Annotated in this window: 20 protein-coding genes and 1 tRNA gene; 8 read left to right on the top strand and 13 right to left on the bottom strand. The window is 68.3% G+C overall.

Annotated features, from left to right (window positions below; translation table 11 throughout):
* Positions 1 to 9: 9 nt before the first annotated feature.
* Both ACPCXD_RS11710 and ACPCXD_RS11705 read right to left on the bottom strand, forming a co-directional pair.
* On the bottom strand, positions 10 to 1989 hold the full coding sequence (locus tag ACPCXD_RS11710; RefSeq protein WP_423659659.1) for an acyl-CoA dehydrogenase family protein: 1980 nt from the start codon (positions 1987 to 1989) through the stop codon (positions 10 to 12).
* Between the two features lie 355 nt (positions 1990 to 2344).
* Positions 2345 to 2809, bottom strand: coding sequence for a hypothetical protein (locus ACPCXD_RS11705; protein ID WP_423659657.1), 465 nt, complete (start codon positions 2807 to 2809; stop codon positions 2345 to 2347).
* Between the two features lie 103 nt (positions 2810 to 2912).
* On the opposite strand from ACPCXD_RS11705, the gene ACPCXD_RS11700 reads away from it, so the two are divergent.
* Together ACPCXD_RS11700 and ACPCXD_RS11695 are read left to right on the top strand one after the other, a co-directional pair.
* Complete coding sequence (locus ACPCXD_RS11700; protein ID WP_016691095.1) at positions 2913 to 3440, top strand: peptidylprolyl isomerase; 528 nt, start codon at positions 2913 to 2915, stop codon at positions 3438 to 3440.
* A gap of 10 nt (positions 3441 to 3450) precedes the next feature.
* Positions 3451 to 4377, top strand: coding sequence for a rhomboid family intramembrane serine protease (locus tag ACPCXD_RS11695; protein WP_160877057.1), 927 nt, complete (start codon positions 3451 to 3453; stop codon positions 4375 to 4377).
* Here ACPCXD_RS11695 and ACPCXD_RS11690 read toward each other — a convergent pair.
* Positions 4362 to 4820, bottom strand: coding sequence for a PH domain-containing protein (locus tag ACPCXD_RS11690; protein ID WP_160877055.1), 459 nt, complete (start codon positions 4818 to 4820; stop codon positions 4362 to 4364). The two genes, ACPCXD_RS11695 and ACPCXD_RS11690, sit on opposite strands and share 16 nt — an antisense overlap.
* Positions 4821 to 4927: 107 nt before the next feature.
* The gene (crgA, locus tag ACPCXD_RS11685; protein WP_006550938.1) at positions 4928 to 5191 is read right to left on the bottom strand and encodes a cell division protein CrgA; all 264 of its coding nucleotides are present in this window, start codon (positions 5189 to 5191) and stop codon (positions 4928 to 4930) included.
* A gap of 103 nt (positions 5192 to 5294) precedes the next feature.
* On the opposite strand from crgA, the gene ACPCXD_RS11680 reads away from it, so the two are divergent.
* Together ACPCXD_RS11680 and ACPCXD_RS11675 are read left to right on the top strand one after the other, a co-directional pair.
* A complete protein-coding gene (locus ACPCXD_RS11680) occupies positions 5295 to 6020 on the top strand; it encodes a DUF881 domain-containing protein (protein ID WP_160877053.1) in 726 nt (241 codons plus the stop codon).
* A gap of 75 nt (positions 6021 to 6095) precedes the next feature.
* Positions 6096 to 6758: an aminodeoxychorismate/anthranilate synthase component II gene (locus ACPCXD_RS11675; protein ID WP_423659653.1), complete on the top strand. Its 663-nt coding sequence runs from the start codon at positions 6096 to 6098 to the stop codon at positions 6756 to 6758.
* A gap of 69 nt (positions 6759 to 6827) precedes the next feature.
* Here the strand turns inward: ACPCXD_RS11675 and pknB are convergent, their stop codons facing one another.
* The 7 genes from pknB to ACPCXD_RS11640 all read right to left on the bottom strand — a co-directional run bounded on the left by pknB (position 6828) and on the right by ACPCXD_RS11640 (position 16704).
* Positions 6828 to 8732 (bottom strand): Stk1 family PASTA domain-containing Ser/Thr kinase, encoded by a 1905-nt coding sequence (pknB, locus tag ACPCXD_RS11670; protein WP_423659651.1) that lies wholly within the window; start codon positions 8730 to 8732, stop codon positions 6828 to 6830.
* A complete protein-coding gene (locus ACPCXD_RS11665; RefSeq protein WP_423659649.1) occupies positions 8729 to 10297 on the bottom strand; it encodes a serine/threonine-protein kinase in 1569 nt (522 codons plus the stop codon). The genes pknB and ACPCXD_RS11665 overlap by 4 nt, the downstream gene beginning before the upstream one ends.
* 1 nt (position 10298) lies before the next feature.
* Entirely contained in the window at positions 10299 to 11783 is a 1485-nt protein-coding gene (locus tag ACPCXD_RS11660) for a peptidoglycan D,D-transpeptidase FtsI family protein (RefSeq protein WP_106200896.1), read from the bottom strand.
* Entirely contained in the window at positions 11780 to 13228 is a 1449-nt protein-coding gene (locus tag ACPCXD_RS11655; protein WP_159417094.1) for an FtsW/RodA/SpoVE family cell cycle protein, read from the bottom strand. Before ACPCXD_RS11655 ends, ACPCXD_RS11660 begins: the two co-directional genes overlap by 4 nt.
* On the bottom strand, positions 13228 to 14775 hold the full coding sequence (locus tag ACPCXD_RS11650) for a protein phosphatase 2C domain-containing protein (protein WP_160877049.1): 1548 nt from the start codon (positions 14773 to 14775) through the stop codon (positions 13228 to 13230). Before ACPCXD_RS11650 ends, ACPCXD_RS11655 begins: the two co-directional genes overlap by 1 nt.
* Complete coding sequence (locus ACPCXD_RS11645; protein WP_006550946.1) at positions 14772 to 15233, bottom strand: FHA domain-containing protein FhaB/FipA; 462 nt, start codon at positions 15231 to 15233, stop codon at positions 14772 to 14774. Before ACPCXD_RS11645 ends, ACPCXD_RS11650 begins: the two co-directional genes overlap by 4 nt.
* A 154-nt stretch (positions 15234 to 15387) precedes the next feature.
* Positions 15388 to 16704, bottom strand: a complete 1317-nt coding sequence (locus tag ACPCXD_RS11640; protein WP_258259956.1) for an FHA domain-containing protein — start codon at positions 16702 to 16704, stop codon at positions 15388 to 15390.
* A 202-nt stretch (positions 16705 to 16906) separates the two neighbouring features.
* On the opposite strand from ACPCXD_RS11640, the gene ACPCXD_RS11635 reads away from it, so the two are divergent.
* Together ACPCXD_RS11635 and ACPCXD_RS11630 are read left to right on the top strand one after the other, a co-directional pair.
* Positions 16907 to 16989 (top strand) — tRNA-Leu (locus ACPCXD_RS11635).
* Positions 16990 to 17108: 119 nt separating this feature from the next.
* Positions 17109 to 17828 (top strand): methyltransferase domain-containing protein, encoded by a 720-nt coding sequence (locus ACPCXD_RS11630; RefSeq protein WP_160877045.1) that lies wholly within the window; start codon positions 17109 to 17111, stop codon positions 17826 to 17828.
* Positions 17829 to 17871: 43 nt separating this feature from the next.
* Here ACPCXD_RS11630 and ACPCXD_RS11625 read toward each other — a convergent pair whose 3' ends face one another.
* Positions 17872 to 18480, bottom strand: coding sequence for a pentapeptide repeat-containing protein (locus tag ACPCXD_RS11625; protein ID WP_337201506.1), 609 nt, complete (start codon positions 18478 to 18480; stop codon positions 17872 to 17874).
* 483 nt (positions 18481 to 18963) lie between these two features.
* The gene (locus ACPCXD_RS11620; RefSeq protein ID WP_423659645.1) at positions 18964 to 19347 is read right to left on the bottom strand and encodes a MerR family transcriptional regulator; all 384 of its coding nucleotides are present in this window, start codon (positions 19345 to 19347) and stop codon (positions 18964 to 18966) included.
* Positions 19348 to 19404: 57 nt separating this feature from the next.
* Between ACPCXD_RS11620 and ACPCXD_RS11615 the strand changes: the two genes are divergently transcribed.
* Complete coding sequence (locus ACPCXD_RS11615; RefSeq protein ID WP_423659643.1) at positions 19405 to 20667, top strand: MFS transporter; 1263 nt, start codon at positions 19405 to 19407, stop codon at positions 20665 to 20667.
* Positions 20668 to 20748: 81 nt separating this feature from the next.
* Positions 20749 to 21390, top strand: a complete 642-nt coding sequence (locus tag ACPCXD_RS11610) for a dihydrofolate reductase family protein (RefSeq protein ID WP_160877041.1) — start codon at positions 20749 to 20751, stop codon at positions 21388 to 21390.
* Positions 21391 to 21438: the final 48 nt, after the last annotated feature.

Raw genomic sequence — 21438 nt, 5'->3', positions numbered from 1 at the left:
GTGCAGGGACTACACCGAGTGTCGGGTGTCGATGATCCGGCGCGCGACGTTCGTCTCGGTCGACGGGCCCGGTTCCCAGCGGGAGATCCACGGGCCGGTGCCCTCGCTCGGATCGAGCACGCCGCGCTCGAGCCACTCGTATCTGCCCTCGAGAACGCCGGCCGCGGTGCGCCGGTCCTCGGCGTCGGTGTTCGTCCACAGGGCGTCGAACAACTTCTCCACGCGCAGCCGCGACTGCTTGCAGAAGGCGTCGGCCAGTTCGAAGGCTGCGTCGGCTCCCGGATGCCCGTCCACGCGTTGCCGTTCGGCGCGCACGCACACGGCGGTCGCGGCGAATAGTTCGCCTCCGATGTCGACGATCCGGCCGAGGAAGTTCTCCCGCTTCTCGAGTCCGGCCTGCCAGCGGGCCATCCCGTAGAAGGTCGAGCGGGCGAGCTTGCGCGAGCTGCGTTCGATGTACCTCAGATGCGTTGCCAGTGAACCGAATTCGTTGTAGGTCCGCGGTAGTTGTCCCTTGCCGGCGACGAGCTTCGGGAGCCACCGGACGTAGAACCCGCTCGCCCGTACCGCGGCCTGCGCCTTCTCCTTGCCCGTCGAATCGGGGTCGGCAAGTTCGCCGGCTGCGCGCAGGTGGGCGTCGACCGCCTCGCGGGCGACGAGCAGACGCATGATCTCGCTCGACCCCTCGAAGATCCGGTTGATCCGCAGGTCGCGGACGAGTTGCTCTGCGGGAACTGCCCGTTCGCCGCGCGCCGCGAGCGACTCGGCGGTCTCGTATCCGCGCCCGCCGCGGATCTGCACCAGCTCGTCGGCGATGAGGCATCCCATCTCGCTCGCCCACAACTTCGCCAGCGCCGCCTCGATGCGGATGTCGTTGCGCTGCTCGTCGTTCATCTGACCCGACAGTTCCACGACGGACTCGAGTGCGTAGGTGGTCGCGGCGATGAACGAGATCTTCGCGGCGACGGCCTCGTGCTCACCGACCGGCTTGCCCCACTGCACCCGCTCCGACGACCATTCGCGAGCGATCTTCAACGCCCACTTCCCGGCACCCGAACACATCGCGGGGATGGCGAGGCGACCGGCGTTGAGCGTCGTCAACGCGATCTTCAGCCCGTCGCCCTCACGCCCGATCAGGTTCTCCTTCGGAACCCGCACCTTGTGCAGCCGGGTCACGCCGTTCTCGATGCCGCGCAGACCCATGAAGGAGTTCCGGCGCTCGACGGTGATGCCGGGCGAATCCGCTTCCACGACGAAAGCGGAGATCCCGCCGCGATGGTCCTCGCTCTTCGGTATGCGGGCCATGACGACGAGCAGTTCGGCCACCACCCCGTTGGTCGTCCACAGCTTGACGCCCTCGAGTTCGTAGGCGCTGCCGTCCTCGACCGGAGTGGCGGTGGACGCGAGTCGCGCGGGGTCGGACCCGACGTCGGGTTCGGTGAGCAGGAAGGCCGAGATGGCGCCGCGTGCGCATCGCGGCAGGAAGCGTTGCTTCTGCTCGGGGGTGCCGGCGAGCTTCAACGGTTCCGGCACACCGATCGACTGATGGGCCGACAACAACGCGCCGATGCTGGGATGCACGCAGGCGACGACCGTCAAGGCCCGGTTGTAGGCGACCTGCGACAGGCCGAGGCCGCCGTACTCCTGCGGGATCTTCATGCCGAAGCAGCCGAGTTCGGCCAGCTCACGGACGTATTCGTCGGGTATCCGCGCGTCGCGTTCGATGCGGCCGCCGTCCATCGCACTGCACGCCGCGCGTAGGCGTGCGAGGAACTCCTCGGTGCGGGAGTCCTCGTCGGGCGTCGGTCGCGGGAAGGGGTGGACGAGGTCGAGGGTGAGCCGTCCGAGGAACAGTTCCTTCGCGAAGGACGGCTTGTTCCACTCGGATTCGCGGGCCTGCTCCGCTACTTCGCGAGCCTGCCGCTCGGTTACTTTGTGAGCCTGCCGCTCGGTGACCTGTGGGGTTCGATCATCGGCGCTGTCTGCCATGACTGCCTCCGGGTCGCGTGCCTACTGGTGAGTATGCACCCGGATGTGTCGCTTATCACAGATTCGGCCAAGTCGATCATGAAGCGGTCGGGATGTGAACGAGATCACTGACGAGGAGGTCGTCGGGGACGTGCCGGTACTCCCGGACGCGCCTACGCTCGAATCGTCACCGACGACGCGCCCCGCCCGTCACTCGCCGATCCCTACGACGGATCGGAACGGAGGTGGCCATGGAATTCCTGGCCCTCGTCCCCGTCCTGCTCACCTTCCTCGGCGCGCTCTACCTCGCGGCGCGCCTCATCGTGGACCACGAGATCCGATCCGCGGAACGAGAATTCGGCAACGCGACCGGCGATCAGGCCTCCGAGGTGTCGGTGGACTCGGGGGAGACCGGCGTCGACGCGGCCTCGCCGGTCGTCGTCGCGGCAGATTCTGCCGGCCGCACACGCGGCGGTTCCGGAGCGATCGGAGGGTGAGCCGGACGGCGTCGCCGGTAGAACACGACCCCGCCTGCAGCCACGACGGCAACCGCGCCGGCGACGACGAGACCGACCCGCCTGCCCGTGCGCTCCGGCCGCGAGGACGACTTCGTGGCACACCGCTCGGCCGCGGCCCGCCGAACCACCGAGAGCAGTCCGCCCGCGACGTCCAGACCCTTGCGCGCTGCGAACAGTCCGGCCGCACTCGAGCCCTGCGCGAGCGCTACCGCACCCTCGCCGGCCACGCGGAGAGCACCCGCGAGATTGCCGGATTCGTCGTGGCGTCGCACGAATGCCGGAAGCCACACGTCGTCGGTCTCGGCATGAATCAGCTTGCTCATGCGTCCACTCTTCCACACCACCCGGGACCTGCGGTCGTGACCGGAGGAGCGTGTCCCGCGCCGCCTGCCCTGCCCGGGAAGCGGGCAATGGCACCATGGTGGGGTGACTTCACCGCATCAGACAGCAACGGCCACGCTTCACACGAACCGCGGCGACATCGCGATTGCCCTCTTCGGCAACCACGCGCCGAAGACGGTCGAGAACTTCGTCGGCCTCGCTCAGGGCACCAAGGAGTACAAGACCCAGAACGCCAAGGGCGAGACCAGCGGTCCGTTCTACGACGGCGCGGTCTTCCATCGCGTCATCGACGGCTTCATGATCCAGGGTGGCGACCCCACCGGCACCGGCCGTGGCGGTCCGGGCTACCAGTTCGGCGACGAGTTCCACCCCGAGCTGCAGTTCGACCGCGGCTACCTGCTCGCGATGGCGAACGCCGGTCCGGGCACCAACGGCTCGCAGTTCTTCATCACCGTCGGCCCGACCCCGCACCTCAACCGTCGCCACACCATCTTCGGTGAGGTCGTCGACGCCGAGTCGAAGAAGGTCGTCGACGCGATCGCGACCACCGCCACCGACCGCGCCGATCGCCCGGTCGACGACGTCGTGATCAACAGCATCACCATCTCCTGAGAGAGTTCCCATGACGAACCCCGGCTGGGGCTCCGCGGCCGAGGGTGGTGGCCCGCAGCCTCAGCCGCGGTGCGTTCGCCATCCCGACCGCCCGACCCTGCTCGCCTGCTCCCGCTGCGGCCGGCCCGCGTGCCCCGAGTGCCTGCGCCCCGCCTCGGTCGGACAGCACTGCGTCGACTGTGTCGCCGCGGCCGAACGGTCGACACCGCAGGCCCGCACTATCGCGGGCGCACCCGTCCGCTCCGATCGGCCCTCGCCGATCGTGACGTACGTGCTCATCGCGTTGAACGTGCTCGTCTTCGGCATCACCGCCGCGCAGTCGGGCAGCGTGATGACCAACGAGCAGGGCTCGGCGTTGTTCCTCGACTGGGCGCTGTGGCCGCCCATCATCGCCGCGCACGGCGAGTACATCCGGATCCTCGGCAGTGGCTTCCTGCACTTCGGTCTGGTCCACCTGGCCGTCAACATGTTCGCACTGTGGGTGATCGGCCGCGACACCGAACTCGTGCTCGGGCGCGCCCGGTACCTCTCGGTCTACCTCGTGTCGATCCTCGGCGGGTCCGCCGCGGTCATGTTCATGGAGACCGGAGCGGTCACCGCCGGTGCGTCGGGAGCGGTCTTCGGTCTGCTCGGCGCACAGGCCGTCATCCTGCTGCGCCTGCGTCGCAGCCCGGCACCCGTGCTGACCATCGTCGGCCTCAACGTGATAATCAGCATCACCATCCCGGGCATCTCCCTGTGGGGTCACCTGGGTGGTCTCGTCGCCGGTGCCGCCGCGACCGCGGCCCTGCTCTACGCCCCGCAGTATCTCGGTGCCGGCACCGACCGGGACCGCATCGTGCGCACCGGCTGGATCGCGCTGGTCGCGATCGTGGTGGTGACGCTGCTTGCGATCGTGTTCGCCGTGGTGCGGCTACGCGATCAGCTGGGCGTCTGATCGGGCGCGAGATCGCGCACCGCCAGCGCGGCGTGCACGTTCCTCGGGTCGGTGCCCAGATCCCACCGGCCGAAGATCATCAGGTTCTCCGTGCCGGTCGCGGGGTCGATCGTGTCGACCTCGAGCATCGGCACGCGCCGCCCGAAGCGCGGGTACTCGACGATCCGCACGCGGTGCAACGCCGCGCGCGGGAACTCGCGACGACCCGTCAGCCGCATCGTCGCGATCCCTGCCCCGTCCGGTAGCACCTCGAGGCGCGGCCGCTGCCGCAATGCGAGCGCGACCGTCACGAGGACGAGCAGCGCCGCGAACCCCACCAGCACGCGACCGGCCGCGTCGGGAACCGCGACGGCGGCCGTCACGGCGAGGGCGATACCGGCGACCGACAACGCCGCGATCGCGGCGGGCGGTGTCGCCCACCGCGGCGGTGTGTCGTCGGGCATCTGCGTCCTCTTCCGATCCGTTCCCCGGGGACCTGCCGCGGGGTTGTGCACAGTGTTATCCCCAGGTGGGGATGAATAACATCGGTGTAACCCGAACGTGGGTGGGGTCAGCGCCAGTTCATCGTCATGATCAGACCGACCACCATGAACCCGAACCCGATCAGGAAGTTCCAGGCGCCGAGATCGTTCATCCACGTGATCTGCTCGGCCGCGAGGTAGTAGACGATCAGCCACAGCAGCCCGATGACCATCAGGGCGAGCATCACCGTCACGTACAACGTGCTCGACGGCGTGCCCTTGACCTTCACCGGTGTGCGGCTCACCGTCCGGGTCGCGGAGACGTCCTTCTTGCGAACCTTCGACTTGGGCATGGTGTCCTCGTTCTCACGTCTCCACCCGTCGCTTACGGATGGAGTGGTCGGTCAACTACCTGTTGAGATCACGCTAACGTAAGGCCAGGATCGGAGGTACGACGTGTCGGAACGACGACTGCGCGCGCCCGTGTGGGGTGTCGCGACCCTCGTCGTGTGCCTCGTGGCCGGTCTGCTCGTGGGCACCACCCGCGGAGTGTCCGAGGGTGACGAACTGCGCGCCGGCGACTCCCCGCGACTGTCCGATCTCGTTCGTGCCGCGCAGGAGAAGGCCGACGAACTGGCCGCCAGCCGCGACGATCTCACCGCCCGCATCGACGAACTCCAGGACCGTGCCGCGGTGAACGACGAGGACGTCGCCGCAGTGCTCGACGACCTGTCCGCGATCGAGGACCCGGCCGGACTCGTGGCCCGGAGCGGGCCGGGCGTGACGGTCACCCTCACCGACGCGCCCCGCGACGCCAACGGGCGCTATCCGTCCGGTGCCTCACCCGATGATCTCGTCGTGCACCAGCAGGACGTGCAGAGCGTGCTCAACGCGATGTGGGCCGGCGGTGCCGAGGCCGTGGCCATGCAGGACCAGCGGATCGTCGCGACGTCGGCACCGCGTTGCATCGGCAACACGCTGCTGCTGCACGGACGCACCTACTCACCGCCCTACGTCGTCACCGCACTCGGCGACCCGGCACGCTTGCAGGCCGCGCTCGACGCCGAACCCGGTATCCGCATCTACAAGCAGTACGCGGCCCGTTATCAACTCGGATACACGCAGCAGGCGTCGGAGGATCTGTCGGTCCCCGCCTACACCGGTAGTTCGTCCGCGCGTTGAGACGTGCCGGGGTCCATTGCCCGAATCGGACACCGGGCGGGTCGCCCTCTACCGACCACTGAGTACCCTCGTCTCATGCGCATTCTCGTCGTCGACAACTACGACAGCTTCGTCTTCAACCTGGTCCAGTATCTGGGGCAGCTCGGAACGACGGCCGACGTGTGGCGCAACGACGACGAGCGGCTCACCGCACCGGGTGCTCTCGCGCGGGTCGCGAAGGAGTACGACGGCATCCTCCTCAGCCCCGGTCCGGGCACACCCGAACGCGCCGGAGCGAGCATCGACCTGGTCAAGGCATGTGCCGACAGCAGCACGCCGCTGCTCGGTGTGTGCCTCGGCCACCAGTCCATCGGTGTCGCGTTCGGCGCGATCGTCGACCGCGCCCCCGAGTTGCTGCACGGCAAGACCAGCCTGGTCCGCCACAACGGTGCCGGAGTTCTTGCGGGTCTGCCCAACCCGTTCACGGCGACCCGCTACCACTCGCTGACCGTGCTGCCCGAGACCATGCCCGCCGAACTCGAGCCCACCGGCCACACGGAGACCGGCATCGTCATGGCCTTGCGTCACGCCGAGCTGCCGATCCACGGTGTGCAGTTCCACCCCGAGTCGGTGCTCACCCAGGGCGGTCACCGGATGCTCGCGAACTGGCTCGCGGCCTGCGGCGAGGCGCCGGACGAGACGCTCGTCGCGCGCCTCGAGGCGCAGATGGCACGCGCGCTCGACGGCGGAGCCGCCTGACCCACTCCGTATCCGACGAGAAAGGCGCCGGTCCTTCGAGGACCGGCGCCTTTCTCGTCGTCAGCTCGCTCAGCGGATGCCGAGCACACCGACTCCCACGGAGATGGGCTGGTTCTTCGAGATCTCCGATCCCGGCGGCTGGGCCTGCGTGATCACGGTGCCGACGAGATCGACGTCGAGTGTCGCCTCACGCGTCTGCTGGAGCTGGGAGGCGTTGCCCGTCCAACCGGCGCCGCGCAGGGCAGCGAGTGCGTCCGAGACCGACCGGTTGGTGATGACGGGCATCTCGATGCGGTCGCCGTTGGACACCCGCACGGTCACCGTCGACCCCTGTTCGGTGGAGGCACCGCCGGCCGGGCTCGTCGACACGACAGTGCCCTCGGTCTCGCTGGAATCGATCTGTTCGACGACGACCTTGAAACCGGCGCCCTCGATGTTGTCGCTCGCCACCTCGACGGTCTGGCCCACGACGTTGGGGACGCGCACCAGTTCGGGGCCGGATCCCAAAGTGATGGTGATGGGGCTGTCGCGGTCGACGCTGGCTCCCGCACCGGGGCTCTGGTCGACGACGAGGTCCTCGTCGTCGGCATCCGACGGAGCGCGTCCGACGTTCGGGTCGAGCCGGAGACCGACGGCGGACAGCTCCTGGGCTGCGCGTTCCTGCGTCATGCCTTCGAGCCGCGGGATCTGCACCTGTTCCGGTCCGCTCGACACCTCGAGGGTGACGGTCGAACCTTCCTCGGCCTGGCTCCCGGGCACGGGACGGGTGTTGATGACGTTGCCGTTCGCGACGACCGGATCGCTCTTCTGCTGGATCGAGACCCGGAAGCCGGCGTTCTGCAGCTGGCTCTCGGCGAGCTCGGCGGAGATGTTGCGGACGTCGGGCACCGCGACCTGGGCGGCCGTCGAACCGGGGCCGAGCGACCACAGGAAGACGCCGACGATACCGACCACGGCGACTGCGGCGATGCCGAGCAGCACCTTCTTGAGAACCGAGCCGCCGCCGGAATCCTCGGCAGGTGCCCCGGCGGCACCGGCGGCCGCGACGCGGCTGTGCCGCCCCGTGTTGTTGTCGACGGAGTCGATCAGCGTCGTGCGGTCCTCGTCGGTCATCACCATCGGCGCACTCGGACGCTGCCCGCTCAGCACGCGGATCAGGTCGCTGCGCATCTCCGCGGCCGACTGGTAGCGGTTCGCGGGGTTCTTCGCCATCGCCTTGAGGATCACCGAGTCGAGCTCGGGCGGCACCGACGAATTCACCGACGACGGCAGCGGCGGATCCTCCCGCACGTGCTGGTAGGCCACCGCGACGGGCGAGTCGCCTTTGAAGGGGGGCTCGCCGGTGAGGATCTCGAACAGGACGCAGCCCACCGAGTACACGTCGGACCGGGCGTCGACCTGTTCGCCGCGCGCCTGCTCCGGGGAGAGGTACTGCGCGGTGCCGATCACCGCGGCGGTCTGCGTCATGGGGCTCGCGGCATCGGAGATGGCCCGGGCGATGCCGAAGTCCATGACCTTCACCGCGCCGGCCTTGTTGATCATGACGTTGGCCGGCTTCACGTCGCGGTGCACGATCATGTTGCGGTGGCTGAAGTCCAGGGCCGCGCACACGTCGGCGATGATCTCCATCGCCCGCTTGGGGGTCATCGGCCCGTCGGCGCGCACGATGTCGCGCAGCGTGTCGCCCTCGACGTACTCCATGACGATGTACGGGAGCGGCCCGGCTTCGGTCTCGGCCTCACCGGTGTCGTAGACGGCGACGATCGCCGGATGGTTCAGCGCAGCGGCGTTCTGCGCCTCGCGCCGGAAGCGCAGGTAGAACGTGGGGTCGCGTGCGAGGTCGGCACGCAACACCTTGATGGCCACATCCCGGCCGAGCCGCAGATCCCGCGCGAGGTGCACCTCGGACATACCGCCGAAGCCGAGGATCTCACCCAGCTCGTAGCGGGAGGAGAGCTTGCGGGGTGTGGTCATGACGTTCCTTGATTGTTCGTACCGTTGCTGGTTTCGGATGAATTGTCGTCCCCTCCACCGGCGGCCTCGGGGTCGGTCTCGTTGTCGCCGTCACCCTCCGCGCCGCCTGTGCCGCCATCGCCGCCACCGGTGTCCTCCGCTGTGGTGGTGGTCGCTGCCGTCGTCGTGGTCGGGGCCGTCGTCGTGGTGGGCTGCTGCGTCGTGGTCGGCTCGGTCGTCGGTTCCGGCGTGGTCGTCGTCGGCTCCGGCGTCGTCGTGGTCGGAGGGGGAGTGAAGGTCTCCGGCTCGACGGGCGGCGGCAGCGGCACGAACGTCGTCGTGGTCTGCGGCGGACGCGTCGTCGTGGTGGTCGCGCGGGTCGTGGTGAGCTGCGTCGTCGGCGAGGGAGCGCGCGGGGTCTCCTCGTCGTCGCTGCTGAACAGCACGATTCCGAGGGTCACGAGGGCGAGCACCACTGCCGCACCTGCAGCCCAGGCCAGCGCGGTGGGGCTCGGCGACCGTCGTCCGTCGTCGTCGGCGGGCACTCCCGCGGTCGGCGGGCCTGCCACCGGCGGCCGGCCGGCCGTGGGCGGCTGGGCCGAGCGGGGAACCGACGAATAGGCCGTCTGGTCGTACTGCGTCGGGTGCAGGGCACGGGTCGAGGACGTGTGGGCCGTGGTCCCGGGAACGCCGGGCGGAAGCACCCGGTTGGCGCTGGTCACCGGCGGCACGTTGCCGGGCGGGGGCACGGGTCGTCCGGACCTCACCGCAGCGACGGCGTTGGCGAACTCGCCGCCGTTCGAATAGCGGTAGGCGGGGTCCTTCGACATCGAGATCTCGATGAGTTCGCGCACCTCGGGCGGAAGATCCGTCGGCAGCGGTGCCGGGGTCTCCTGGACGTGCTTCATCGCGACCGTCACGACGCTGTCGCCGAGGAAGGGGCGGCGTCCCGACAGCACCTCGTAGCCGACGACGGCCAGCGAGTACACGTCGCTCGCGGACGTCGCCTCCTGGCCGAGTGCCTGCTCGGGAGCGATGTACTGCGCGGTGCCCATCACCATGCCGGTGCGGGTGACCGGGGAGGCGTCGACCGCCTTCGCGATACCGAAGTCGGTGATCTTCACCTGGCCTGTCGGGGTGATGAGGATGTTGCCCGGCTTGACGTCGCGGTGCACCACGCCGGCGTTGTGGGCGGCCTGCAGGGCGCGTCCGGTCTGCTCGAGCATGTCGAGCGCGTGCGGTAGCGACAGGCGTCCGAGCCGCGACAGGACGGCGTTGAGCGGTTCGCCGTGCACGAGTTCCATCACCAGATAGGCGATGGACTGGCCCTCGGCGTCGGTGGTCTCGCCGTAGTCGAACACCCCGGCGATGCCGGGATGGTTGAGCTGGGCGGTGGTGCGGGCCTCGAAGCGGAACCGGGCGAGGAAATCCTCGTCGCCGGACAACTCGGCCTTGAGGACCTTCACCGCGACCCGCCGGTCGAGCCGGGTGTCGAGTCCTTCCCACACCTGACCCATTCCGCCGGTCGCGATGAGTCGCTGGAGACGGTAACGGTCGGCGATCATGGCGCCGCTGCTCAGAGCCATGTCAGCCTCCCTGTAATCCGGCCGAGATGACGGCCCGTCCGATCGGGGCGGCCACCGAGCCGCCGGTCGCGGCGAGAGCTCGGTCGCCGCCGTCCTCCACGATCACCGCGACGGCGATGCGGGGTTGTTGTGCAGGTGCGAATGCGATGTACCAGGTGTGCGGCGGGGTGTTCCGCGGATCGTTGCCGTGTTCCGCGGTGCCCGTCTTCGACGCGATCTGCACGCCCTGGATGGCACCGCCACCGCCGGCATTGTTCTCGGCACCGATCATCAGGTCGGTGAGGGTCGCCGAGACCTCCGGCGAGATCGCCTGGCCCAGCGATTCGGGCTTGGTCTCCTCGAGCACCGTCAGGTCGGGTCCCTGCCGACGGTCGACGAGATACGGCTTCATGCGCACCCCGCCGTTTGCGATGGTCGCGGCGATCGACGCGTTCTGCAACGGAGTGAGGGCCACATCACGCTGGCCGATGCTCGACTGGCCGAGTGCCGCGCCGTCCGGGATGGGCCCGACGGTGCTCGCCGCGACGGGCAGCGGCACGTCGAGGGTCTCGCCGATGCCGAGCTTCTCGGCCTGCGAGACCAGGGCCTCGCGTCCGTCGTCGATGCCCATCTCGACGAAGGCCGTGTTGCACGACCGCGCGAAGGCCTCCCGCAGCGTCACCGTCGGTGCGTCGCCGCACGCCGCTCCGCCGTAGTTCTCGAGGGTCGTCGCGGTGTCGGGCAGGGTGATCTGCGGTGCCGCGGTGAACTGCGTGTCGGGGGTGACGCCGTTCTCGAGCGCCGCCGCCGTCACGACGACCTTGAAGGTCGAGCCCGGAGGGTAGGTCTGGGAGATCGCACGGTTGAGCATCGGCTTCTCGGGATCGGCGTTGAGCTCGTCCCAGGCCTGTGAGGTCGCGGCACCGTCGTGTCCCGACAACCGGTTGGGGTCGTAGCTCGGAGTGCTCACCATCCCGAGGATCCTGCCGGTGCTCGGTTCGATCGCGACCACCGAGCCCGTGTAACCCTTCGAGGTCAGCTCGTCGTAGGCCACCTGCTGAACGACCGGATCGATCGTGGACACGACGTTTCCGCCGCGCGGGTTGCGGCCCGACACCAGGTCGAACAGGCGACGTCCGAACAGCAGGTTGTCGGAACCGTTGAGCAGCGAATCCTCGGACCGCTCGAGTCCGGTGCTGCCGTACTGCATCGAGTAGAAACCGGTCACCGGCGCGTAGGCCAGCGGGCTCATCGGCTGGGTCGGCGGCGCCGGGTATTCGCGCAGGTACTTGTAGCGGCTGTCGGTGGGCACCGACACCGCGAGAGCCTGACCGGCCGCGACGATCTGTCCGCGCTGACGGGAGTACTCGTCGATCAGCACACGCGAGTTGCGCGGATCGGTGCGGAGATCGTCGGCCTTGATGACCTGCACGTAGGTGGCGTTTGCGAGCAGCGCGACGACCATGAACATCACGGCCATCGCGACCTTGCGGAGCGGACCGTTCATTCGCGCCCCATCATTTCCGTCTTGGCCTCGGCGATCGGCGTGGGCGCCTTCTTACGGGGGATCGCGGGTTGGCGGGCAGCGTGCGAGATCTTCATCAACAGAGCCAGGAGCAGATAGTTTGCGAGCAGCGACGAACCACCGTAGGACACGAACGGTGTGGTCAGGCCGGTCAGGGGGATCAACTTCGTGACACCGCCGACCACCACGAACAGCTGGACGGCGAGGGTGAACGACAGGCCGGCGGCGAGCAGCTTGCCGAAGCTGTCGCGCACCGCCAGCGCCGTGCGCATGCCGCGGACGACGAGGATCAGGAACAACAGCAGGATGGCGGCCAGGCCGATCAGGCCGAGTTCCTCACCGATCGCGGCGACGATGAAGTCGGTCTTCGCGAACGGCACCTGCCCCGGCCGTCCGCTGCCCAGGCCGGTGCCGGCGACTCCGCCGGTCGCGAGACCGAACAGCGACTGGGAGATCTGGTAGCCGGTGTTGTTGTAGTCGGCGAGTGGATCGAGCCAGGTCTCCACACGCACCCGCACGTGACCGAACATCTGGTACGCCGCGTAGAAACCGACGGCGAGCAGCGAGAATCCGATGATCAGCCAGCCGACGCGTTCGGTCGCGATGTAGAGCATCACCAGCACGGTGGTGAACAGCAGCAGCGACGTGCCGAGGTCCTTCTCGAAGACCATCACACCGATCGAGATGATCCAGGCCGCCAGGATCGGGCCGAGATCGCGGGCACGGGGGAAATCCATCCCCAGGAAGTGCTTGCCCGCGGTGGTGAACAGATCGCGTTTCGCCACGAGGACCGATGCGAAGAAGATGATCAGCAGGATCTTCGCGAACTCACCGGGCTGGATGCTGAAACCGGGCAGCCGGATCCAGATCTTGGCGCCGTTGACCTCGGAGAACCTGCTCGGCAGCAGGGCCGGGATCGCGAGTGCGATGAGGCCGATGAGACCGAGCGTGTAGCTGAACCGCGCGAGCAGGCGGTAGTCGTGCAGGAACACGAGCACGACGATGAACAGCGCGATGCCGAGCGCCGTCCACAGCACCTGCTGCGTCGCATCGGGCGACGGCGGCGGCAGGCCCATGTAGCGGGCGTTCTCCTGGTCGGACAGGTCGAGCCGGTGGATGAGCACGAGTCCGAGACCGTTGAGCAGCGCGACGATCGGCAACAGCAGGGGATCGGCGTACTTCGCGAAGCGCCGGACCGCGAGATGCGCGGCGAGGAACAGCGCCGCGAAGGTCGCCCCGTACTTGAGCAGGTCGAGGGTCAGCGCCTGCTCCATCGAGACCTCGACGAGCATGAGCGACACGGTCGTGACACCGATGGCCGCGATGATCAGAGCCAATTCGGTGTTGCGCCGGGTCGACTGGACGGGAGCCGGGGCGAAACCTCCCGGAGGGCTCGGGAAGGCCCCCACACCATGGGACACCGACATCAGGCGCCCACCCTGCAGTTCTGACCGGGGATCTGGGGCGCGGGCTCGGGAGCCGGCTCCATGTTCGGAGCGGGTTCGCCGGGAGTCGGCTCACCGGGCTGTGGCTCACCGGGGAGCGGTTCGCCGGGCTGGGAGGCCGGTGCCGGTTCGCCCGGCTGCGGCTCACCGGGCGCCGGCGGCTGCACCGCGGGTGTCTCGGTGGGCTGGGTGCCGTTCGGTCCGGGAGCCGGCGTCGGCTCTCCCGGACCGGGGGCCGGTGTGCCGGGCGTGGGCTCGGGTTCCTCCGGGGTGCACACCGGCAGCAGGTCCAGTTCGGCGAGCCGCTGCATCTGTTCGCGGGTGTCGTCGAGCGACCCCGACGGAAGACCGGCACGAACCTGTTCGCGGGCGGCGGGCCACAGATCGTCGACGAGCATCACCCGGCACGACGCGCTGGCGGGGTCGACGAGCGTGAGGTCGCCCTCGTCGGTGATGCACCCGACGCGCGCGGGCTCCTGCAGGGAATAGCCGAAGACGTCGCCGGGGATGCCGCGCAGCACGGTCACACGACCGTCGTCGGCGCCGACGTAGTAGTTGTTGCGGATCAACTGACGGCCGACGAACAGACCGCCGACCAGCACTGCGATCACCACGATGGCGGCGACGGGCCACCACAGGCGGCTGCGCTTCTTCTTCGGCTCGGGCTCCGGGGCCTTGTTGATGACCCGCTTGGGGGTGGCGCGCGGCGGTCGCATCGCAGCGGCGCGACCCGCTGCGGTATTCGGCGGGGGAGTGTCCTCGTCGTCGTCCGCCGATGCCGCACCGGCAACGATGGGATGCGACTGGCCGTAGTCGAGATCGATCACGTCGGCGACGACGACGGTGACGTTGTCGGGGCCGCCGCTGCGCAACGCCAGCTCGATGAGCCTGTCGGCGCACTCGTCGTGCGTGCCCTGCCGCATGGTGTCGGCGATGGTCTCGTCGCTGACGACGTCGGACAGGCCGTCGGAGCACACGAGGTAACGGTCGCCGGCGCGGGCCTCGCGCACGGTGAGGGTCGGTTCGACCTCGCTGCCCGTCAGCGCGCGCATGATCAGCGACCGCTGCGGGTGCGTGTGCGCCTGCTCCGGGGTGATGCGGCCCTCGTCCACGAGCGACTGCACGAAGGTGTCGTCGCGGGTGATCTGGGTGAGCTGACCGTCGCGTAGGAGGTAGGCGCGGGAGTCGCCGATGTGCGCGAGGCCGAGCTTGCTACCGGCGAACAGGATGGCCGTGAGCGTCGTGCCCATGCCGTCGAGTTCGGGCTCTTCCTCGACCTGGTCGGCGATCGAGGCGTTGCCTTCGCGGACGGCCGCGGCGAGCTTGCCGAGGAGATCGCCGCCCGGCTCGTCGTCGTCGAGGTGGGCGAGCGCCGCGATCATCAGTTGCGAGGCGACCTCACCGGCTGCGTGGCCGCCCATGCCGTCGGCGAGGGCGAGCAGGCGGGCACCGGCGTAGACGGAGTCCTCGTTGTTGGAGCGCACGAGGCCGCGGTCGCTGCGGGCGGCATATCGGAGTACGAGGGTCACGGGCGGAGCTCGATCACGGTCTTGCCCACACGGACCGGGGTTCCGAGCGGGACACGGACAGCGGTGGTGACCTTCGCGCGGTCGAGATACGTGCCGTTCGTCGACCCCAGGTCTTCGACGTACCAGTCGGAACCTCGCGGCGAGAGGCGTGCGTGGCGCGTGGACGCGTAGTCGTCGGTCAGCACGAGTGTGGAGTCGTCGGCACGGCCGATGAGAACCGGTTGGGTGCCGAGTGTGATCCTCGTGCCGGCCAGCGCGCCCTGCGTGACCACCAGATACTTGGCGGTCTTGTTACGGCTCAGCGTCGGCAGCACCGACTGCTTGGGGGAGTAACGCGGGAGCGGTCGCGCGGCACCGGCGTAGATGTCGGACCGGAGCGTGCGCAACACCGCCCATACGAACAACCACAGCAGGAGGAGGAATCCCGCTCGGGTCAGCTGCAGAATCAGCCCCTGCACGGTGCATCCTCCTTCGGGGTAGTCGACCGGTCGTGTTCCTGGTCGTGCGGTCACTCACAATACGGACACCGGACGACTCCATGCAGCGTCCGACGCGCTGTCACACGCGTCGGACGGTATGAACGGGTCCGGTCGGTCCTTCGATACCGGCTGATCAGAGGATGCGCACGAGGATTTCGGAGTGCCCGGCGCGAATCACGTCACCATCGGCGAGCTGCCAGTCCTGCACCGAGGCGCCGTTGACCGTCGTGCCGTTCGTCGACCCGAGATCGGAGAGCATCGCGACCTGGCCGTCCCAGCGGATGTCGATGTGGCGACGCGAGACGCCGGTGTCGGGCAGGCGGAACTGTGCGTCCTGGCCGCGACCGATGATGTTGCTGCCCTCGCGGAGCTGGTAGTAGCGACCGCTGCCGTCCTCGAGCTGGAGCGTCGCGGTCAGCACGCGACCGGCAGTCGGAGACTGGTAGCCGGCCTGCTGGTAGCCCTGGTCGTAGCCGGGGGCCGCGGCGGCGTAATTCTGGTCGTAGCCGCCCTGCTGCGCGCCGTACTGCTGGTCGTAGCCCGGCTGTGCGTAGCTCTGCTGACCGTAGGCCTGCTGGTCGTAGCCGCCCTGCTGGTAGCCCTGGTCCTGGTAACCCTGGTCGTAACCGGGCTGCGCGTAACCCTGCTGGCCGTACGCCTGCTGGTCGTAGCCACCCTGCTGCGGGTAGTCGTGGCCGTAGTCCTGGCTGTACGCCTGCGGCTGGGCGCCCTGGGCACCGTAGGCCTGCTGGTCGTAACCGCCCTGGTCGTAGCCGCCCTGTTGGTAGTCCTGCTCGCTGTAGGCCTGGCCGTACGCCTGCTGGTCGTAACCACCCTGCTGGTCGTAGCCCCCCTGAGCCTGGTCGTAGCCGGCGTTGCCGTAGCCCTGGTTGTAGCGCTGCTCCTGGCCGACGTGCGCGTGACCGTTGCGTGCGTACTGCGGTTCCGCCTCGGCGGGGTCACGGCTGGGGTCGTAGCCGGGGTTCTGCGTCATTGGGCCAGCTCCTGGTTCAGAGGTCACGGGTGGGCGGTTCTGTGGGTTCCGCGGTGACGGAGCACGCGTCGCTGAGCGCCCCGCATCGGGATCTACCGAGCCGCGAGTCCGGAACTGCCCGGTGTGCAGTGCCGACGACGACTCGAAGACGACTTGGATCTCACCGTATGTCTGCCATCCCTGTTCTCGGATGAAGTCCTCAAGGTGACGGGAGAATGCCTTCACAGTCAAGTCCCGATCCGCTGCGAGGGCGTCGTGATCGGTTTCGCTGATCGTGATGACGTAGTGATTGGGGGCGAGCATGTGGCCCCGATCGAGCTGTTGGACGCCGTCCGTTGCCTCCTGCTGCAGCGCCGCCTCGACTTCCTGGGGCACGACGCCGCCGCCGAACACGCGGGCGAAAGCGTCGCCGATCGCGGCCTGGAGTTTGCGCTCGAAGCGCTGGGCGATACCCATGGCGACCCCCTTTCCGTACTCAGCGTGTCGCAATGCAGATCTCGTCACTGCATGGTATCCACTTTTCCTCGGATTCGACCCTGCGGTATTCGGCACGTCTCCGACGGATGTGCTCGGCGATCGGGCCGACGGCGCTCGCAGCCCTCTGACCAGGCGAATAGTTGTTTGGCTCCGGTGTGTGTTACTGTTTTCGGCGTTGCTCGGGCGAGTGGCGGAATGGCAGACGCGCTGGCTTCAGGTGCCAGTGTCCTTCGGGACGTGGGGGTTCAAGTCCCCCTTCGCCCACAGTGCAGTTCCACGAACTGCGACGGACGAGGTCACGAACTCTTCGGAGATCGTGACCTCGTTTTCGTTTGCCCGAGCCCGCTGTCGTTGCCGGCCTCGATCCGAGAGGAACCACCACCGTGTCCCATGACAGTGACACCGCTTTCCCGGCAGATATCGGCGAGATCCTCATCAGCTCGCGCTCCCTGGACGAATACCGGTCGATGTTCGACCTCTCCGACGACGATCTGTCACGGAGGATCCTGGACTGCCCGGCCGGCGCGGCGGGGTTCACCGGCGCCGTGAACCGCCTCGGTGGTGACGTGACGGCCTGCGACACGGCCTACTCCGACTCCGACGCGGAGCACCTCGCCGTCGTTGCCGCTGCTGAGACCGAGCGCGGGAACCGGTACATCCGGGACCACGCCGAGAACTACGACTGGACGTTCTTCGCCGACCCCGACGAACACGCACGGGTGCGGCGGCAGGCGGTCCGGGATTTCGCCGAGGACATCCGTCGGCATCCGCACCGATATGTCGCCGGGCGGTTGCCGTCCCTGCCGTTCCCCGATGCGGCCTTCGATCTCGTGCTCAGTTCGCACCTGCTGTTCAGCTACGCCGACCGACTCGACCGCACCTTCCACCTCGACGCGATCCGGGAACTGATGCGTGTCGCCCGTGAGGAACTGCGCATCTTCCCGCTCGTGGAGTCCGGATCCTCGGTCCGTTGTCCGTATCTGGACGAACTGCTCGACGACCTCCGGGAACACGGCATCGACGGTGAGGTCGTGGAGGTCGACTACCGATTCCAGAAGGGCGCCCACCACATGCTGGTGTGCCGCCGCATCGGGTTTCCCTGAGCGAAAGGAAGGGCGCAGAGTGGCCGCGCCCTTCCCAATCCGGCTACTCGCTCGACCAACTCCGCGGTACCGGCACGCCCGTGGGTACTCGCGTCCGTCGATTGCCGCGCGCGGCGGCGAGTTGCGGTCCGGTGACATACAGCGCGAGGGACAGATCGGCGTCCTCCACCCGCGCGCCGCGGAGATCCGCGCCGAGCAGGTCCGCTCCCGCGAGGACGCATCCTCGGAGGTCGGCGCCGATGAGCAGTGCATTCCGGAGGTCGGCGCCGCACAACCGGTGGCCACGCAGATCGGTGCCGGCGAGATCGGCGCCCGGGACCAGATCCGGATTCGTCCATCCGTCGTCCGCGAAGTACGACCCCCGGACCTCCGCGCTGACCTCCATGAGGACCGGTCGAACGGATGCACGCATCTCGTCGGTCTCGAGGGACTCGAGTTCGTCCACGCTCCGGCGGGTCTGGGAGGCAAGGGATTCGACGAGCTCCCGCGCGTCGTCGGCGATATCCGGATCGTAGGTACGTTGCTGGGCTTCGAGCAGGTGCCACATCATCTCGTGCAGTTCTTTCACAACGGCGAATGCCGAGAACATCCCGTCGCGGGTCTCGGGTCGGTCCCGCCAACTCACGCCGGCGAACAGCTGCTGGGAGACCACCTGTCCCGCACCGAAACAGTCGAAGACCGTGCAGCCGCGGAAGCCGCGGGACGACAGCGTCTCATGGATGGTGCACGAGAAGGACGCATCGAGATGCCGGCACGGCGACCCGGCAGGCTTGTCCTCGGCGAAGTCCGAAGACCTCGTGAATCCGAAAGCCGTGCAACACAGTGCGAAGCAACGGCTGCAGTCGCCCCGAAGATCGGATCGGTGAACGGTCGGTGATGGGGACGAGTGAAGTGATGGGGTGAGCATGTGAACTCCGAGAGTCGATTCCGATGCATGACGGGATCGGGGAACCCTGGCGCGGGTTCCCTTTCGGGGCACACGGAATCACCGCCGCCTGCAGGCGCGGTTCGCGGATGGCGCGGGACATCTGTCTCACGGATACACGGTGCTGATCACTGGACACGAAAATACCAGCAGGCACGCGCGGTGTCAGCGGGCCGGACGGCTGTCGTCGAACCTGGGAAGACCCCGCGTTCAGACGCTCGCTTCGCGCGACCCCGCCTGCGTCAGGGTGAGGTGCAGCAACTCGCCGAGGGCGTCACGGCTACGCGTCAGGCAGGCGATCCGACCGTCGAGATCTTCGATCTCGTCGACGAGACGAGCGGCGAAATCTCTGTCGCACTTGTTCGTCCACGTTCCCTCGCGGTCGTCACGTTGCTCGAGGACGATCGCGACCAGCCGCGTGGGTACGCCCGAGGTGACGAGGTCGCGGATCAGTTTCGCGCGTGACACGTCGTGGTCGGTGTAGTCGCGGTAACCGTTCGCACCCCGTTCGGGATGGATCAGGCCTTCCTGTTCGTAGTACCGCAGCATCCGGGTGCTGAGGCCGGTTCGCCGGGACAGCTCGCCGATTCGCATGACTCTCCCCGTTTCGGGCTTGACCTTGACACTGATGTCAACGTTCAGCATGGTGCCATGACCGATACCGACGCACGTGAACCGACGGGAATTCCCACGGCGACGACGATGTCGAACGCTTCTTCGACCGATCACACACTTCCCCGGGCCACGCTGATCGCCCTGTCCTTCTCGACCTTCGCGACGGTGACCGTGGAGATGCTCCCGTCCGGCCTCCTACCGCAGATCGGAGGCGGCCTGGGTGTCGAGCCTGCCGTGGTGGGAGGTCTGGTCACCGCGTGGGCGCTCACGATCGCCGTGACGAGCATGCCGCTCGTCCGGGTCACGCGGAACGTCCGCCGGACCCGGCTGCTCCCGGCCGCGCTGGCGGTGGTGGCTGCCGCGGTGCTGGCGACGTCGCTCGCTCCGACCTTCGAGATCGCCCTCGCCGGCCGGATCGTCTCCGCGGCCGCACACGGCGTGTTCTGGGCGGTGATCGTCGTGTACGTCTCCGAGATCGTGGCACCCGACCGGATCGGGAGGGCCTTGGCGATCGTGCTCGCGGGTCCGGCGGTCGCGGGACTGGTGGGTCTTCCGATCGGGGCGGCACTGGTCGACGTCGTGGGCTGGCGCGGCGTCTTCGGTGGGGCGTCGGCGGTCCTGGCTGTCACCGCGATCGCCCTCGCACTGATCCTCACCGACCCCGGAAGAACCACCGGAGGCGGTGGGAGCCTCGGGGCGGACGAGCGCACCTCGGGATCGGGCTGGGACCGCAGCGCGATCTCGTCGACGGGCACGGCTCTGGCAGGAACACTCGTGCTCCTGGGACATTTCGTGGTGTTCACCTACATCTCGATGATCGTCACCGACGAGGCTCGGTTCGGATCCGGATCCCTGGCGACTCTCCTGGCGGTGTTCGGAGCGGCCGGCGCTGTCGGTGTCACCGCCTCCGGATGGTTGTCGGACCGCTGGCCGAGAGCAACCGTCCCCGCCACGGTCCTCGCCCTGCTCACGGCCTTCGTCATCGTGACCGTCGCGCCGACGGTGCCGGTGTTGTTCGTGATCGCGATCGTGCTGTGGGGACTCGTCTCCGGGGTGTTCCCGCCTGCGATGCAGGTCCGGGTTCTCCGACTCGCATCCGCGCGATTCCGCACGACCGCCGGTGGGGTGGTGGTTGCGACCTTCAATCTCGGAGTGGCCGCCGGTGCCGCTCTCGGGGGCGTGGTGGTCGGTTCCGGCGTCGACCGTCTCGCGCCGGTGGCCCTGGTCGTCGCTGCGGTCGGTGGAGTCGCTCTCGTGCTTCTCGCCCGGGTGGGAACGGCGCCGGTTCCGTCTCCGTGATCCGGGCAGTGTCCGATGACTTCGCGTGGTTCACGGGGTCTTCCTCTTCGTACCGGTCGATCGGGATGTGAGGAGAAGAAAGTGGGCCAGTTGCTGCGAGTACAGAACTTTTCGGTGTCGAGCGACGGCATCGGCGCGAGGGAGGACCAGAGCTTCGAGAGTCCCTTCGGCCTGGATCCGGGTCCGATGTTCGAGTGGGCCGGCGCCACGGCCAGTTGGCACCTGCGCACCGAACCCGGCGGGAGCCGCGGGCTCGACGACTATTTCATCCGGGACTTCTCCTGCAATGTCGGTGCGGAGATCATGGGACGCAACAAGTTCGGTCCTCAGCGGGGTCCGTGGCAGGACCACGAATGGCAGGGCTGGTGGGGTGACGAGCCGCCGTTCCATACCCCCGTGTTCGTTCTGACCCACCACGAACGTCCGTCCTTCGCACTCTCCGACACCACCTTCCATTTCGTGAACGGTGAACCGGCCGCGGTGCTCGAACAGGCTCGCGCCGCCGCGGAGGGCAAGGACGTCCGACTCGGAGGTGGCGTCTCCACCATCCGTGAGTTCCTGGAGGCCGATCTGGTCGACACCATGCACGTCGTGGTGGCGCCGGTGCGGTACGGCACCGGTCTGAAGCTCTGGGACTCCCCGGACGAACTACGGGACCGTTTCCACCTCGAGGTCGTGCCCAGCGCGAGCGGGGTGGTGCATCACCTGTTCTGGAGGAAGTGAACGCCTGCGACCGGCGCATAATGGGGGATGGGGGTAGGGGTAGGAGGT

This window comes from Rhodococcus sp. AB351 (genome assembly GCF_049538275.1).
GTDB lineage: Bacteria > Actinomycetota > Actinomycetes > Mycobacteriales > Mycobacteriaceae > Rhodococcus.
Note: the sequence above shows the minus strand (reverse complement) of the source record. Positions and strands in the feature narration are given on the sequence as shown.